Genomic DNA, 14,143 nt, shown 5'->3' with positions numbered 1-14,143 from the left:
AGTCTGTACTCCGGTGGCGGCGTGCGCTACCTTCCGACCAACAATAGGAAAGTTTCCTAACGATTGGTGGGAGGAGTCAATCGTGAGGTCCTTGCGTCGGGTCGGTTCGATGATGGTGGCTGTTGGTCTGGTGGTGGGACCGGTGAGCACAGCGAGTACTGCGGTTGCCGCTCAGGATGGCGTGGTCCGGGTGAACCAGCTCGGGTACGGCGCCTTCGACGGCAAGGCGGCGTACGTGATGACGCGGGCCGCCGCGACGGGCGCTCGCTATCAGGTCGTCGACCGGTACGGGCGACGGGTGCTGAGCGGCCGGGTCGGCGCTGACGTGGGGGAGTGGAACGCGACGTACCAGCATGTCTACCAACTCGATCTGTCCGCGCTGAAGGTGCCGGGGAGTTACCGGATCCAGGTGTCCGGGGTGGCGTCGGGCGCCTTCCAGATCCGGGCCAACGCGGACCGGTTGCTGACCGGCGCCAAGGACAAGGCGGTCACGTTCTTCACCGAGCAGCGGGACGGGGCGAACGTCGTACCCGGGCCGCTCGGACGGCAGCCCGCGCACCTCACGGACCCGGCCGCGCTGGTCTACGACACGCCCGTGTTCGTCGATCCGGACAGCGATCAGACCGTCGGCGAGCTGCATCGGATCGGTGGTCCGGTGAATGTCGAGGGCGGTTGGTACGACGCGGGGGACTACCTCAAGTTCACGCACATCGCGGCGTACTCGGAATCGTTGCTCTGGGCATCGGCCCGGGACGCACGCCGGCCGGATCGCGAGGTGCTGGCCGAGGCCCGGCACGGGCTCGACTGGCTGGATAAGATGTGGGACGAGCGGACGAAGACCCTCTACATCCAGGTCGGTGTCGGCGCCGGGAACGTCGAGGAGACGTTCGTCGGCGACCACGATGTCTGGCGGTTGCCGGAGGTCGACGACCACCTGACTGACCCGTCGGAGCGCTTCCTGCGCAACCGTCCGGTGTTCCGGGCCGCGGCGCCCGGCAAGCCGATCAGCCCGAACCTGGCGGGCCGGACAGCGGCCGCCTTCGCGCTGGCGGCGCAGGTCGAGACCAACCCCGCGACCGCCCGGCGTCATCTCGAGACGGCTGCCCAGATCTACGCGCAGGCGCAGACCAAGAACGTCGGCCAGCTCGTCACTTCGTTGCCTTTCGCCTTCTATCCGGAGACGGCCTGGCGTGACGATCTCGAGCTGGGCGCCACGGAACTCGCGCTCGCGGCGAAGCGGCTTGGCGATCGCCGCGCGGGGGCTTGGCTGAAGGAGGCCGGCTACTGGGCTTCGCAGTACATCGCGCATGAGGCCGGCGGGGACACGCTCAACCTGTACGACGTGAGTGCGTTGGCACATGCGGATCTGATCCGGGCGGCTCGCGGCGACCACCAGCTGGTGAGGACGCTCGTGGGTGACCTACGGGCGCAGTTGCAGATCGGCCTGGACCGTGCGTCGGCGGATCCGTTCCGGGCGGGAGCGCAGTACGACAACTTCGACGCCGTACCGCATGCCTTCGGCCTGGCCGCGACCGCGCGGCTGTACCGGAAGGTGACGGGCGACCGGCGGTACGACGACTTCGGTCAACAGCAACTCGACTGGAACTTCGGCGCGAACGCGTGGGGCGTGTCGTTCATGGTCGGCGTCGGGCAGAACGCCGAGCGTTGCCCGCATCACCAGATCGCGAACATCACCGGGAACGTACTCACCGGCGCGGTTGTGAACGGACCGAACTCGGCGGACCAGTTCGAGGAAGGGCTGGGCGACTACCTGGACGGCATGAACCCGTGCCCGGCGGACGGTTCCGACCAGTACGCCGTGTTCACCGGCCACGGCTCGCGCTACGTCGACGACGTTCGGTCCTGGCAGGCTTCCGAGCCGGCCGACGACTTCGCCGCCATCGCCGTCTACGCACTGACCCGCTGACGCTAAACTCACCCGGTGCTTCAGCTCGACTGGGAGAACGTGCGCGAGCTCACCCTCGCGCCCCGCGTCGCTGGGGCTGCGTGACCGCGGTGTCCATCGCCGCTCAGGTGCGATCCGGCGAGCGGACTGCACTCGAGGTGATCGACCAGGCGCTCGAGGCTGCACTGCGCCTCGACCCGCTGCTCCATTTCGTCGACGAGTTGGACATCGTTGGCGCCCGCGCAGCAGCCGAACGACTCGAGCCCACCGGTCCGTTCGCGGGTGTCCCGTTCTTCATCAAGGCAAGGACGCCGGACCACTCGCCGATCATCAGCCGGATCGTGGCGGCCGGCGGGATCCCGATCGGTACGGCGACGCGCGCCCGGCCTGGCGCGGTGTCGCAGACCTTCGGGTGGAACGGGCGCGACTACACCCGCAACCCGTGGGACTTGTCGCGATCGCCGGGTGGCTCGACCGCTGGTGGTGCGGCGGCGGTCGCGGCCGGCGTCGTACCGCTGGCAACTGGTGGAGACTCCGGTGGTTCACTGCGCATCCCGGCCGCGTTCTGCGGGGTGGTCGGCTTCAAAGGCACGTATGGCCGCATCCCACGTGCGGTAGGCCGCGCGCTCGGCGGCCTCACCACCGCCGGCTTCATCGGTGCCGATCTCGACGATGTGATCCTGGCGACCAGCATCGCCAGCGGTCCACACCGCCTGGACCCCACCGCGCTGCCGGCGTGGCCAGTCCCGACCGTTCAGGATCGCTCGTGGCGGATTGCGTACCGCTCGACCCTCGGACGTCATCCGGCTGATCCCACGGTCGACCACGTGATCCGCGAGCGGCTGAATGACGCCGGCGTCACCGTGGTCGACGTACCGCTCGAGCTTCTCCCGACTGATGAGGCGTGGCCTGTGCTGTCGGGGCTGGATGCCGGCCGCGGTGCGGAAGCAGCCGTGGCGAATCGGGCTCGCGAGGTGCGCGATCACAACAACACCGCGCTCGCCGATCTCTTCGCCGAAGTGGATGCCCTGATCACCCCGACGACGCTGACTGTTGCCCACGGCTACGATCAGCACGAGTCCAGCATCGTCACCGGCGACCCGTGCTGGGCCTTCAACGTGACCGGGCACCCCGCGGTCAGCGTCCCTGCCGGTCTGGCGGGCGGATTGCCTGTGGGTGTTCAGGTTGTGGCGCCGCATGGGTCGGACGACGTCGCGCTCGCGGTGGCGCGGCGGATGCAGGTTGTCCTGCCGCCACCACCGATCCGCTGACGGGTCTCAGCGTGGGTGCTCGGCGCGCCAGTTCTTGATCAGCTGGTCGAGGTCGGTCTTGATGAAGGCGAAGAAGTCGGCGGCCTCGGTGAGGCGGTGGCCGACGGGGGAGTCGGGGCCGAAGAGGTTGGCGCCGGCGCGGCTGCTGGACTCCCATTCGCCGAGGGCGTCGTTGCGGCGTTCGAGGATCGCGGCGAAGACGTCCTCGCGGATCCGGTAGTGGTCCTTGCGCGACCCGGGCAGCCGCTCGCGGGAGATGAACGACACCTGGAGCAGTTGGCGGACCGCGCCGGAGACGGCGGGCTGGCTGATCTTGAGCGACTCGGCCAGCTCGGCGGCGGTCATCGTGCCGGTCGGGCTGACCAGCATCCGGCCCATCACCCGGGCCGACATCGTCGGGACGCCGCTGTTGGCCAGCACGCCGGCGAAGCGCTCGACGAACTGGCTGATCTCTTCCGGGCTCGGTTCCTGCGCCATGGTTGAAGCTTACAGTAATTTGATGTATCGGAACTATCACAAACTTCTGATAATTTGAACCCATGACTTCGACCTCCGTTGCCGAAGGGCCGACGCTCACCGGCGCCCGCCGCTTCGGAGTACTCATCGCGCTGTGCCTCGCCGTCCTGGTCCTCGGCCTGGACACAACCGTGCTCAACGTCGCACTGCCGACGCTGGCGTCCGACCTCGACGCCTCCACCAGCCAGTTGCAGTGGATGGCGAACAGCTACAACCTCGTCCTCGCGGCCCTCCTGCTGCCGGCCGGTCTCCTCGGCGACCGGTACGGGCGGCGCAGGATCATCGCGATCGCGCTCACCCTGTTCGGCGCCGCCTCGCTCGCTTGCGGCCTGGCCGACTCGGCCGAGGGCCTGATCGCCTCGCGGGCGTTCCTCGGTGTCGGGGCGGCGATGATCGTTCCGGTGGCGCTGTCGCTGATCACCGTCCTCTTCCGCACCGAGGAGGACCGGAAGAAGGCGATCGGGTTCTTCGTCGTTGCCAACAGCATCGGTATGCCGCTCGGCCCGATCGTCGGCGGACTGCTGCTCGACCACGCCGGCTGGCAGTGGATCTTCTTGATGAACGTCCCGATCGCGTTGATCGCGGCGCTCGCGGTCACGCTGCTCGTCCCCGAGAGCCGCAGTTCGCGGCGGCCGGCCATCGACTGGCTCGGCATCGTGCTCTCCAGCGCCGGTCTGGCGTCCCTGGTGTACGGCGTGACCAAGGCCGGCGAGACGTCGTGGACCGATGGTGTCACCGTGCTGTTCCTGGGATTGGCCGTCGTACTGATCGCCGCGTTCCTGCTCTGGCAGCGGCGGACCACGCGGCCGTTGATCGAACTGCGGTTGTTCCACGAGAAGACGTTCACTGGCGGCGCGGTGCTGCTCACGGTGTCGGTGTTCGCGATCTTCGGGTTGCTGTTCACGATGCCGCAGTACTTCCAGGGCATCAACGGATCGGACGCGCTGCACACCGGGCTCAAGTTGTTGCCGTTCATCGCCGGGATGACGCTCGGCGCGAAGCTGGCCGAGCCGGTGGAGGCGAAGGCCGGGACCCGGCTGGTGGTGATGGCCGGGTTCGTGGTGATGGCCCTCGGGTTCATGCTCGGGGCCTTCACGGAGCTCGGCATCGGGTACGGGTACACCGCGATCTGGTTCGTGGTGGTCGGTTTCGGTCTCGGATGTTCGATGCCGCAGGCAATGAACGCGGCGTTGGGCGTGCTCGATCCGGAACGGGCCGGGACCGGATCCGGGCTGCTGCAGGCATTCCGTCAGGTTGGCGGCACGGTCGGCATCGCGGTCCTGGGCACGGTGCTGAACTCGGTCTACCGCAGCAATGTCGACGCAACCGGACTGCCCGCCCAGGCTGCGGGTGCGGTCGAGAAGGGGCTTGGTGGCGGGCTCGCCGTTGCGACGAAGTCGGGCTCCGCCGACCTGCTGAGCAATGTTCGGGACGCGTTCATGACCAGTCTCAACACCACCATGTGGGTGTCGGCGGGAATCGCGGTCGCGGGCGCCGTCCTGGCGGCGGCTCTGATGCCGAAGCGGGCCGCCAAGCCGTCGCGGGAAGCCCTGATGGGCGTCGAGAAGCAGAACGCCTGACTCGCTGGCGCCCCTCGGCCGCCCGCTCCCCGGACGGGAGAGCGGGCGCCGCTGGGTGTGTCAGCTGAGCTCGAGGCCCGGGTACAGCGGGTGCTTGTCGAGCAGTTCGGACGAGGCGGCCTTGGTCTTGTCCGCGACGCCGTCGGCGAGCACGTACTTCGCCTTGGACGGGGCGCCGGCCGACGTCGTAGTCGGCGTGGTGGCGGAGAGGACGTCGACGATGAGCTCGGCGACCCGGTCGAACTCGTCGCCGCCGAAGCCGCGGGTGGTCAGCGCCGGCGTGCCGATCCGGACACCCGAGGTGTACCAGGCGCCGTTCGGGTCGCGCGGGACGGCGTTCCGGTTGGTCACGATGCCGGCGTCGAGCAGCGCGGACTCGGCCTGCCGGCCGGTGATGCCGTACGACGAGACGTCGAGCAGCACGAGGTGGTTCTCGGTCCCGTCCGTCACGAGCTTCACGCCACGCTTCATCAGGCCCTCGGCCAGCGTGACCGCGTTGTCGGCGACCGCCTGCGCGTACTCCTGGAACGACGGCTGCCGGGCTTCGGCGAGCGCGACCGCCTTCGCAGCCATCGTCTGGCTGAGCGGTCCGCCCAGCACCATCGGGCAACCGCGGTCGACCGAGTCGGCGTACTCCGGCTGGCACAGCACCATGCCGCCGCGCGGGCCGCGCAGCGACTTGTGCGTGGTGGTCGTGGTGACGTGTGCGTGCGGGATCGGGTCGAAGTCGCCGGTGAACACCTTGCCCGCGACCAGGCCGGCGAAGTGGGCCATGTCGACCATCAGCGTCGCGCCGACCTCGTCGGCAATCTCGCGCATCTTCGCGAAGTTCACCTTCCGCGGGTACGCCGAGTAGCCGGCGATCAGGATCAGCGGCTTGAACTCGCGGGCCTTCCGGGCGACCTCGTCGTAGTCGAGCAACCCGGTCTCCGGGTCGGTGCCGTAGGAGTGCTGGTTGAACATCTTGCCGGAGATGTTCGGCCGGAAGCCGTGGGTCAGGTGACCTCCGGCATCGAGCGACATGCCGAGCATCTTCTGGTCGCCGAGCGCCTTGCGGAGCTTCGTCCAGTCCTCGTCGGACAGGTCGTTGACATGCTTGGCGCCCGCCTCGGCCAGCGCCGGGGACTCGATCCGCTGGGCCAGGATCGCCCAGAAGGCGACCAGGTTCGCGTCGATGCCGGAGTGCGGCTGGACGTAGGCGTGCGGTGCGTCGAACAGGGCCATGGCATGGTCGGCCGCGGCCTGCTCGACGGTGTCGACGTTCTGGCAGCCGGCGTAGAAGCGGTGCCCGATGGTGCCCTCGGCGTACTTGTCCGAGAGCCAGTTGCCCATCGTGAGCAGAGTGGCGGGGGAGGCGTAGTTCTCGCTCGCGATCAGCTTCAGCGACGAGCGCTGGTCGGCCAGCTCGGCCCTGATCGCGCCGGCGATGGTCGGTTCCACCGCGCCGATCACCTCGAGCGCGTTGCGGTACGCGGCCGAAGCGGCGGCGGCATCGAAGGGTTGAGTCATCGTTGTCTCTCCTGCGGTTGCAGTGGGTCGAAGGCACCCAGGCGCACGGTGCCGCCGTTCTTCGCTCCCCGGTGGTTCTCCACCTCAGCGCGCCAGTCGCGACCCACTCACCCTATCGCGCGCGGGCGCCCAGGTCAGCGAGGTGCCGGGGATCACCCAGCGATCCGCAGAGCGGCCGCCGGAGCCAGGTGGGCCGCACGCAGAGCCGGGTACGAACCGGCGACCAGTCCGACCACGACGGAACCCGCCAACCCGAGCCCCACCGGCAGGAGCGGAACCTGTACGGCGGCCGCCTGGTTCACCGCGGACACCCAGGTCACCACCAGTCCGGCAAGGCCTCCGGCCACCGCGCCGGCAACACAGAGCAGAGTGGATTCGATCAGAATCAGGCTGCCCACGAAACCCCGGCGGGCACCGAGCGCCCGGCGCAGGCCGATCTCCGATCGCCGCTCGAGCACCGACACCACCATCGCGTTCGCGACGCCGACGCCGCCGACCAGCAGAGCCACCGCCCCCAGTCCCAGCGCAAGATTGTTGAGGGCACTCTGTGCGGTGAGGCGAGCCACCAGGAGATCGGACGGACGGCCGACCACGACAGCGCCGGGGTCGTTGGGAGAGGTGGTCGCTGCGAGCAGCGAGTGGACCGGACCGACGGAATCCGGGTCGGCCCGAACGTAGATCCGGCTCGGGCCGCGGTGAGCACCAAGCCGGGCATCGGCGGCCTTGGTACCGATCAGCACCGCACTGTCGAGCTCGGGCGCGAGCGATGCGTCGGCGAGGATGCCGAGTACGCTCGCAACGACGGTACGACGGCCGTCCGCCGTACCGAGTGTCACCAAGCGGTCCGGTCCGGTGGTGTCGATCCCGAGTGCGCGGGCAGCACCGGAACCGAGTACGACGGCCGGATAGCGGCTCGTGGCTGCGTCGAGGAAGCGGCCATGCGTGACTCGTAGGTCGAGTGTGGTGGTGAGGTCCGCGTCGACCGCGATCACCGCGAGCCCGTTGGTGTCCGCGACCGGTATGAGCCCGGATCGCCGGGCTGTCCAGCCGGACTGGTAGGCGGTTGCCGAGAGCTGCAGCACGCCGTCGATTCGCCGCACCATCGCCGGCGACTCAGCGGGCAGAGGCGCGGGTTGGTTGTCGATGGTGTTGCCCGAGCTGACCGTCAGCAGGTTGCCGTCCTGCCCAAGCTCGTCGAGGAGGGCTTGCCGAGTGGTCGCCGGGATTGCTACCACCGCAACCATGGCTGCCATGCCGAGGGCGATACCGCCCGCACACAGGGCGCTGCGCAGCGGCCGGGCCCGCAGGCCGCGGATGGCCTCACCGAGCAGGTCGAGCGGGCGAGCCATTAGTCACCCCCCGGCCGGTGTCGTGCCGGAGGACGCCGTCGCGGAGTTCGATCCGGCGCTCCGCCGCCGCGGCGACGTCGCGGTCGTGAGTGATGACGACAAGCGTCGTGCCGGCGGAGTTGAGTTCCCGGAGCAGGGCGAGGATCTGGCCTCCGGTCACGCTGTCGAGATTGCCGGTCGGTTCGTCGGCGAGGATGAGAGCCGGCGACCCGACCAGGGCACGAGCGATCGCGACCCGTTGGCACTCGCCTCCGGACAGTTGACCAGGCAGATGGTGCCGGCGGTGGCCGAGACCGACGCGTTCACAGGCCTCCATGGCCGCGGCGCGGCGGCTGCGCGCGGTCATCGAGCGATAGAGGAGCGCCTGGGCGATGTTCGCGAGTACGTCGCGATGCGGGAGCAGGAAGAACTGCTGGAACACGAAGCCGAGATGGCGCGCGCGGAATCCGGCCAGTGACGCGTCCGACAGCCGGCGGGTGTCCGAGCCCGCGATGCGGACCGCGCCGGTGGTCGGCCGCTCGAGTGTGCCGGCGATCTGCAGCAGCGTGCTCTTGCCGGATCCCGACGGTCCGACGACCGCGACCAGTTCGCCGGGATCGACCCGGAGCGTGAGGTCGCGCAGCGCGGTCGTCTCGGGGCTGCCGGCGTACGTCTTGGTGACGCCGACGAGCTCCAGCACGGGCGTCATGAGGCGGCCACCAGAACTCGGGCGCCGGCGATGATGCCGGTGCCGGTCACCTGGACCAGCGTGTCGGTCGACAGCCCGGTCTGCACCGGGACGTCGCCGCGGCCGACGACGGTTACGGCGAAGCCCCCGCCGGGGCGAGCGAGCAACGCAGTGACCGGTACGGCCAGCGCCCCCTTCACCTCGCTGAGCGTGACTTCGACCTGGACCGGCGCTGAGCTGTACGCCGACGCGAGCGCGGGCCGCTGGAGCCGAATCGTCGCGTTGACCACGGCGGTCTGCGGACTGCCGTTGCGATTGTCCGGCGAATCGGTCTCCGGCAGCGTCGCCACTCGGGCCACATCCACGACCGTGCCGGGCGTCGTGGTCACCGCATCGGGCAGCGTGACGGTCACAGCCGCGCCGCGGTGCACGAGATAGGCCTGGTCAACCGGCACGGGGACCTCGACGACCAGCGCCGGTGACGTTGCCGATAGCAACGGTGCGCCCGGCTGGACCGGCTGCCCGAGCCTCGCCTGTACGGCGTTCACCCGCAACGGCACCGTGGCGAACACCAGTTGGCCACGGTCGATCGATCCCGTCCGCGGGAAGTGGTGCGCGCGCTGCCATCGACGTACCGCGGTTTCCGTGCGCCAGGTGTAGAGCGACCCGTCGGCCGGGTGATAGCCGAGCCGGGCGAGCGCGGTGTTGAGCTGCCGGACATCCGGACCGCCGAGGCCCCGGTGGAGCGATCGCCACATCGGACGGGCACCAGCCAGGATAGGTACGACGCGACCGTCGGCCTCGTACAAGGTGTCGTCGGCCTGGAGCACGGCGCCCGGCGCCGGAAGGCAGGTGAATGCCTGGCCGGAGGTCGTGGCGACGAGGTCGACCGCGGTTCCGTAGCCGATCGTCCCGTAGTACTGCCTGCTGGTCCGCAGATCGGTGCGGATCACCCGAGCTGTTGCGAGCGGTGTGGATTGCGTGGCGGCCTCCGCGGCTTGCTCGGCGTGGAGTGGCGTCCGCTGGGAGAGCCAGCCGCCGGCGCCGCCGGCGACGACCGAGAGGCCGACTCCGACCAGGACCGTTCGGCGCGAGGTGCTCACTGGCCGGCCAGCTTGGTCAGGTTGGAGGCCTCGATCTCCGCGTCGAGTATCGAACGGCAGGCCTGGAGCGCATGCTGCACAACCGGGCTCCGCTTGTCGGCTCCTGGCGGAAGCTCGTCAGCGGTCATCCCGAAGCCGTGGCCCGGAGTGTAAGGGGATTGAGCAGTCGGGTCCTTCACGTTCGGTAGGCCGTTCTGACGCAGGCAGCGCGCCCCCTTGACGCCGGCGGCAACCAGTGCGGCGGGCGCCGGAGGTTGGGTGTCGGGGTTCCAGGTCGCCGCGCGCAGTTGCTCGGCGCAGTCGGACCTGGCCTTGTCGAGTGCGTCCCGCGGCGCATCCTGGAGCGGGCGTTGGTCGGTGAAGACCTGGCCCGTCGCACCGAGCACGGGATCGCTGAAGTTCGGGATGCCGTGCGAGCGGATGCACTGGGCGGCGGTGTGCAGTTTGGCGATGCGGTCCGCCGAGGTGTCGGCGGTGCTGCCGATGTCCCGGAGGTCGGTCTTCTTCGCGCATCCGGTCAGCAGGATTGCGGCGATCCCGATCGCCGCGCACGCCGATCCGAGGTGACGTCTGAGGGTCATAAGAGCACTCCTTGCGACGATGATTGGGACCAGGAGTACGCGGATGGCCGTGACATCGCGCTAACAGTCGCGCGTTATCCCGATGTCACCCCGTGGCGGCGACACTGCGACCGGAGGTGCCGACGTGAGATTGCTGGTGGTCGAGGACGAGGCCGTGCTGGCGCGGAACCTCGCCGATGGTCTGCGCGACGCGGGCTTCGCCGTCGACGTCGCGCTCGACGGCACGGACGCCCTCGACGAGGTCGCCGTGACCACGTACGACGTGGTGGTCCTGGACCGGGATCTGCCCGGCGTACCCGGGGACGAGGTGTGCCGGACGCTGGTCGACAGCCGGCCGCGGAGCCGCATCCTGATGCTGACCGCGGCGTCGGAGGTCGACGACCGGGTCGCCGGGCTGGGACTCGGTGCCGACGACTATCTGGGGAAGCCGTTCGCGTTCGCCGAGCTGGTCGCCCGCGTCCGCGCCCTGAGCCGGCGCTCGCCGTCCCTGGCGCCGGTCGTCACCCGGGAGGATCTGGAGGTCGATCTCGGCCGCCGCACAGTACGCCGGGCCGGTGAACCCGTCCTGCTGACACGGAAGGAGTTCGGTGTGCTCGAAGCGTTGGTACTCGCCGATGGTGGGGTGGTCAGTGCCGAGGAACTGCTCGACCAGGTGTGGGACGAGAACCTCGACCCATTCAGCAACGTGGTCGCGGTGACGCTCGGGAGGCTGCGCCGCAAACTCGGCACCCCATCGCTGATCGAGACCGTTGTCGGCACGGGGTACCGGATATGAGCGCCGCGTTGGCGTGGTTGTCGCCTGCACGGTTGACGCTGCGGGCCCGGCTCACACTGATCCTGGCGGTCGTGTTCGTGGTCGGCGGCGCCCTGCTCGTCGCGTTGAGCACGTCACTGGCCAACCGGAGCATCGCGGCCGCGACCGCCGCCTCCGCACCCGCGGCGGCCGAACTCCAGAACCAGATCGGCGAGATCCTCAACCAGGCGAACAAGAACCCGAAACCAGCCTCCGGATCGACGACTCCGCCCAGCGGCAAGCCGACGACGGCGGAGCAGAAACAGTCGTCGGATCTCAAGCAGAAGCTCGTCGCGGCCAACAGCGAATTCGCCGCCGCCACCAAGACCGATGCGGTCAGCCAGATCGTCGGCAAGTCGGCGATCGGAGCGGCCGTCATGGTTCCGCTCGCCGGTTTGCTCGCGTGGTACCTGGCCGGCCGGTCGTTGCGGCCGGTACGGACGATCACCGCGGCGGCGCGCCGTACGTCGGCGGAGCGGTTGTCCGAGCGGCTGGCGCTGACCGGGCCGAAGGACGAGATCACCGAGCTCGCCAACACCTTCGACGCGATGATGGAACGCTTGGAGCACGCGTTCGAGGCGCAACGCAGGTTCGTCGCCGACGCATCGCACGAGTTGCGCACACCGATCGCGGTGGCCGCCACCTCGGTCGACGTCGTACTCGCGAAGCCGGACAGGACTCCAGAGCAGCTCGAAGCGATGGCTCACGACGTCCGTGCCGCCCTGACGCGCGTGGAGCGGCTGGTCGACAGCCTGCTCGCGCTGACCCGCAGCGAGCAGCTCGACCGGGCCCGCGAGCAGGTCGACCTGGCCATCCTCGCCGAGGACGCTCTCGACGCGCAGCGCGCGGCTGTCCGGGCGCGCGGGCTCACCGTCGACGTACAACTGGCGGAGGCCCGGACGGTCGGTGATCCCGCCCTGCTTGATCGTATGACGGGCAACCTCGTCGACAACGCGATCCGCCACACCGTCGACGGCGGACACATCAGTGTGACGACAGCCGCGACCCACGGCGGCGTCTCGCTGTCGGTCGTGAACTCAGGCGCAGTCATTCCGCCGGAGGCCCTCGACCGGTTGCGCAGACCGTTCCACCGGCTGAGCGGCCGGGCCAGGACCGAGGACAACGGGCTGGGCCTCGGTCTCGCGATCGCGGACGCCGTCTGCCGCGCACACGGCGGGAACCTCACCCTCGTCGCGGTGCCGTCGGGCGGACTGGAGGTGCGGGTCGACCTGCCTACAGAATCCGGTCGATGACCGCCCCGAAAGGTGTGGTCCGCGGGAGGGTGCCGAAGACGCCGCCCCAGTCGTTTGCCAACCGTGAGGCGACGAAGGCGTCCGCGACCTCGGGTGTCGAGTGCCGGACCAGCAGTGACGCCTGCAGGCACAGGGCCATTCGCGCGGCCAGTCTGCGGGCGCCTGCTTCCGCGTTCTCGATGTCAGCAAGCGCTTGCAGTACGTCGTTCACTGCGGCATCCAGCCGGGCATCGGCCCCGCGTGCCGCGCCGACCTCGAGCAACCAGGCCTCGAGTGACTCCGGCCTCCTGAGCGCGCGGAGCACGTCCAGCGCGTTGACGTTGCCGGACCCTTCCCAGATCGAGTTCAACGGCGACTCCCGGTACAGGAGAGGAAGGCCGGACTCCTCGACGAAGCCGTTCCCACCCAGACACTCGAGCGCCTCGGCCACCATGAACGGGGTCCGCTTGCACACCCAGAACTTCGCCAGCGGCAAGGCAATCCGCCGGAACGCGGCAGCCTGCTGGTCACCCGTTTGCGACGCGTCCATGGCCGCCGCGAGTCGCATCCCCAGTGCGGTGGCCGCCTCACTCTCCAACGCCAGGTCGGCCAGCACGTTCTGCATCGCAGGCTTGTCGGCGAGCAACCCGCCGAAGGCACTCCGATGCTGCGCGTGCCACGTCGCCTCCACCAGCGCGCGGCGTTGGAGAGCGGCAGAGCCGAGCACACAGTCGAGGCGGGTGGCGGCGACCATTTCGATGATGGTGCGGACGCCGGCGCCCTCGTCGCCGAGGCGGTAGCCGATCGTGCCGTGGAACTCGACCTCGCTGGACGCGTTCGACCGGTTCCCGAGCTTGTCCTTCAAGCGTTGCAGCGCGAACGCGTTCCGGTTGCCATCGGCAAGCACCCGCGGCACGACGAAGCAACTCAGTCCGTCCGGCGCCTGCGCGAGTACCAGGAAGACGTCGACCTGTGGCGCCGAGCAGAACCACTTGTGACCGTTCAGCTGATATTCACCGTCCGGCCCGGTCGGCGTCGCGGTGGTGAGGTTGGCCCGGACGTCCGAGCCGCCCTGCTTCTCGGTCATCCCCATCCCCGCGAGTACGCCGGTCTTCTCGGCCGCGGGCAACCGGCGCACGTCGTACGACGTGGCCGCGAGTTGCGGGATCCACTCCTTCGCGAGCCGCTCGTCCGCCCTGAGCGCCGGGACCGCGGCGTACGTCATCGAGATCGGGCAGCCGTGACCCGGCTCGACCTGGGACCAGACGTAGAAGCCGGCGGCCCGGGTCAGATGGGGCGCCGGACGGTCGCTCGTCCACGGCGCGGCCTGCAGCCCGAACCCGACCGCGCGCTCCATCAGCCAGTGCCAGGACGGGTGGAACTCGACCTCGTCGATCCGGTTCCCGTAGCGGTCGTGGGTGCGCAGGACCGGCGGGTGCTGGTTGGCCGGGAGGGCCTGCGCGAGCGCCTCCTCGGAGCCCGCGACCGCGCCGATCCGGCGCAGACCGGGGTCGCCGGCGAGATCGGCGTACGGACGCAGAGCGTCACCGAGCGGGGTGTCGTCGGTGAAGAAGTTCACCCCCTGCAGTGGGGGAGCCTGGTTCGTTACAGCAAATGGGTCCGCCATGTCAGTACG

12 protein-coding genes and 1 riboswitch are annotated in these 14,143 nt (G+C 69.5%); of the genes, 5 read left to right on the top strand and 7 right to left on the bottom strand.

Annotation, left to right across the window (positions count from 1 at the left end):
• Positions 1-82 precede the first annotated feature (82 nt).
• Together OG876_RS36345 and OG876_RS36340 are read left to right on the top strand one after the other, a co-directional pair.
• A complete protein-coding gene (locus OG876_RS36345) occupies positions 83-1,927 on the top strand; it encodes a glycoside hydrolase family 9 protein (RefSeq protein WP_328521237.1) in 1,845 nt (614 codons plus the stop codon).
• An 80-nt stretch (positions 1,928-2,007) separates the two neighbouring features.
• Positions 2,008-3,177, top strand: coding sequence for an amidase (locus OG876_RS36340; protein WP_328521236.1), 1,170 nt, complete (start codon positions 2,008-2,010; stop codon positions 3,175-3,177).
• A gap of 6 nt (positions 3,178-3,183) precedes the next feature.
• Here OG876_RS36340 and OG876_RS36335 read toward each other — a convergent pair whose 3' ends face one another.
• Positions 3,184-3,654 (bottom strand): GbsR/MarR family transcriptional regulator, encoded by a 471-nt coding sequence (locus tag OG876_RS36335; RefSeq protein ID WP_328521235.1) that lies wholly within the window; start codon positions 3,652-3,654, stop codon positions 3,184-3,186.
• 62 nt (positions 3,655-3,716) lie between these two features.
• Between OG876_RS36335 and OG876_RS36330 the strand changes: the two genes are divergently transcribed.
• Positions 3,717-5,273, top strand: a complete 1,557-nt coding sequence (locus OG876_RS36330) for a DHA2 family efflux MFS transporter permease subunit (RefSeq protein WP_328521234.1) — start codon at positions 3,717-3,719, stop codon at positions 5,271-5,273.
• Positions 5,274-5,333: 60 nt separating this feature from the next.
• Here the strand turns inward: OG876_RS36330 and OG876_RS36325 are convergent, their stop codons facing one another.
• From OG876_RS36325 to OG876_RS36305, 5 genes are all read right to left on the bottom strand, one after another.
• Positions 5,334-6,782: a glycine hydroxymethyltransferase gene (locus OG876_RS36325; protein ID WP_328521233.1), complete on the bottom strand. Its 1,449-nt coding sequence runs from the start codon at positions 6,780-6,782 to the stop codon at positions 5,334-5,336.
• A 28-nt stretch (positions 6,783-6,810) separates the two neighbouring features.
• Positions 6,811-6,892, bottom strand: a riboswitch (ZMP/ZTP riboswitch).
• 42 nt (positions 6,893-6,934) lie between these two features.
• Complete coding sequence (locus OG876_RS36320; protein ID WP_328521232.1) at positions 6,935-8,131, bottom strand: ABC transporter permease; 1,197 nt, start codon at positions 8,129-8,131, stop codon at positions 6,935-6,937.
• Positions 8,103-8,819: an ABC transporter ATP-binding protein gene (locus tag OG876_RS36315; RefSeq protein WP_328521231.1), complete on the bottom strand. Its 717-nt coding sequence runs from the start codon at positions 8,817-8,819 to the stop codon at positions 8,103-8,105. Before OG876_RS36315 ends, OG876_RS36320 begins: the two co-directional genes overlap by 29 nt.
• Positions 8,816-9,901, bottom strand: a complete 1,086-nt coding sequence (locus tag OG876_RS36310) for a peptidoglycan-binding protein (protein WP_328521230.1) — start codon at positions 9,899-9,901, stop codon at positions 8,816-8,818. Before OG876_RS36310 ends, OG876_RS36315 begins: the two co-directional genes overlap by 4 nt.
• A complete protein-coding gene (locus OG876_RS36305; protein ID WP_328521229.1) occupies positions 9,898-10,482 on the bottom strand; it encodes a hypothetical protein in 585 nt (194 codons plus the stop codon). The genes OG876_RS36310 and OG876_RS36305 overlap by 4 nt, the downstream gene beginning before the upstream one ends.
• 124 nt (positions 10,483-10,606) lie before the next feature.
• On the opposite strand from OG876_RS36305, the gene OG876_RS36300 reads away from it, so the two are divergent.
• Complete coding sequence (locus OG876_RS36300; RefSeq protein WP_328521228.1) at positions 10,607-11,257, top strand: response regulator transcription factor; 651 nt, start codon at positions 10,607-10,609, stop codon at positions 11,255-11,257.
• Positions 11,254-12,528, top strand: coding sequence for a HAMP domain-containing sensor histidine kinase (locus OG876_RS36295; protein ID WP_328521227.1), 1,275 nt, complete (start codon positions 11,254-11,256; stop codon positions 12,526-12,528). Before OG876_RS36300 ends, OG876_RS36295 begins: the two co-directional genes overlap by 4 nt.
• Here OG876_RS36295 and OG876_RS36290 read toward each other — a convergent pair.
• Positions 12,509-14,134, bottom strand: coding sequence for an acyl-CoA dehydrogenase family protein (locus OG876_RS36290; protein ID WP_328521226.1), 1,626 nt, complete (start codon positions 14,132-14,134; stop codon positions 12,509-12,511). The two genes, OG876_RS36295 and OG876_RS36290, sit on opposite strands and share 20 nt — an antisense overlap.
• Between the last annotated feature and the right edge of the window lie 9 nt (positions 14,135-14,143).

Origin of the sequence: Kribbella sp. NBC_00359, assembly GCF_036097425.1 — a bacterium.
Taxonomy (GTDB): Bacteria; Actinomycetota; Actinomycetes; order Propionibacteriales; family Kribbellaceae; genus Kribbella.
The sequence above is the reverse complement of the archived record's forward strand: the minus strand, read 5'-3'. Positions and strand labels throughout refer to the sequence as shown.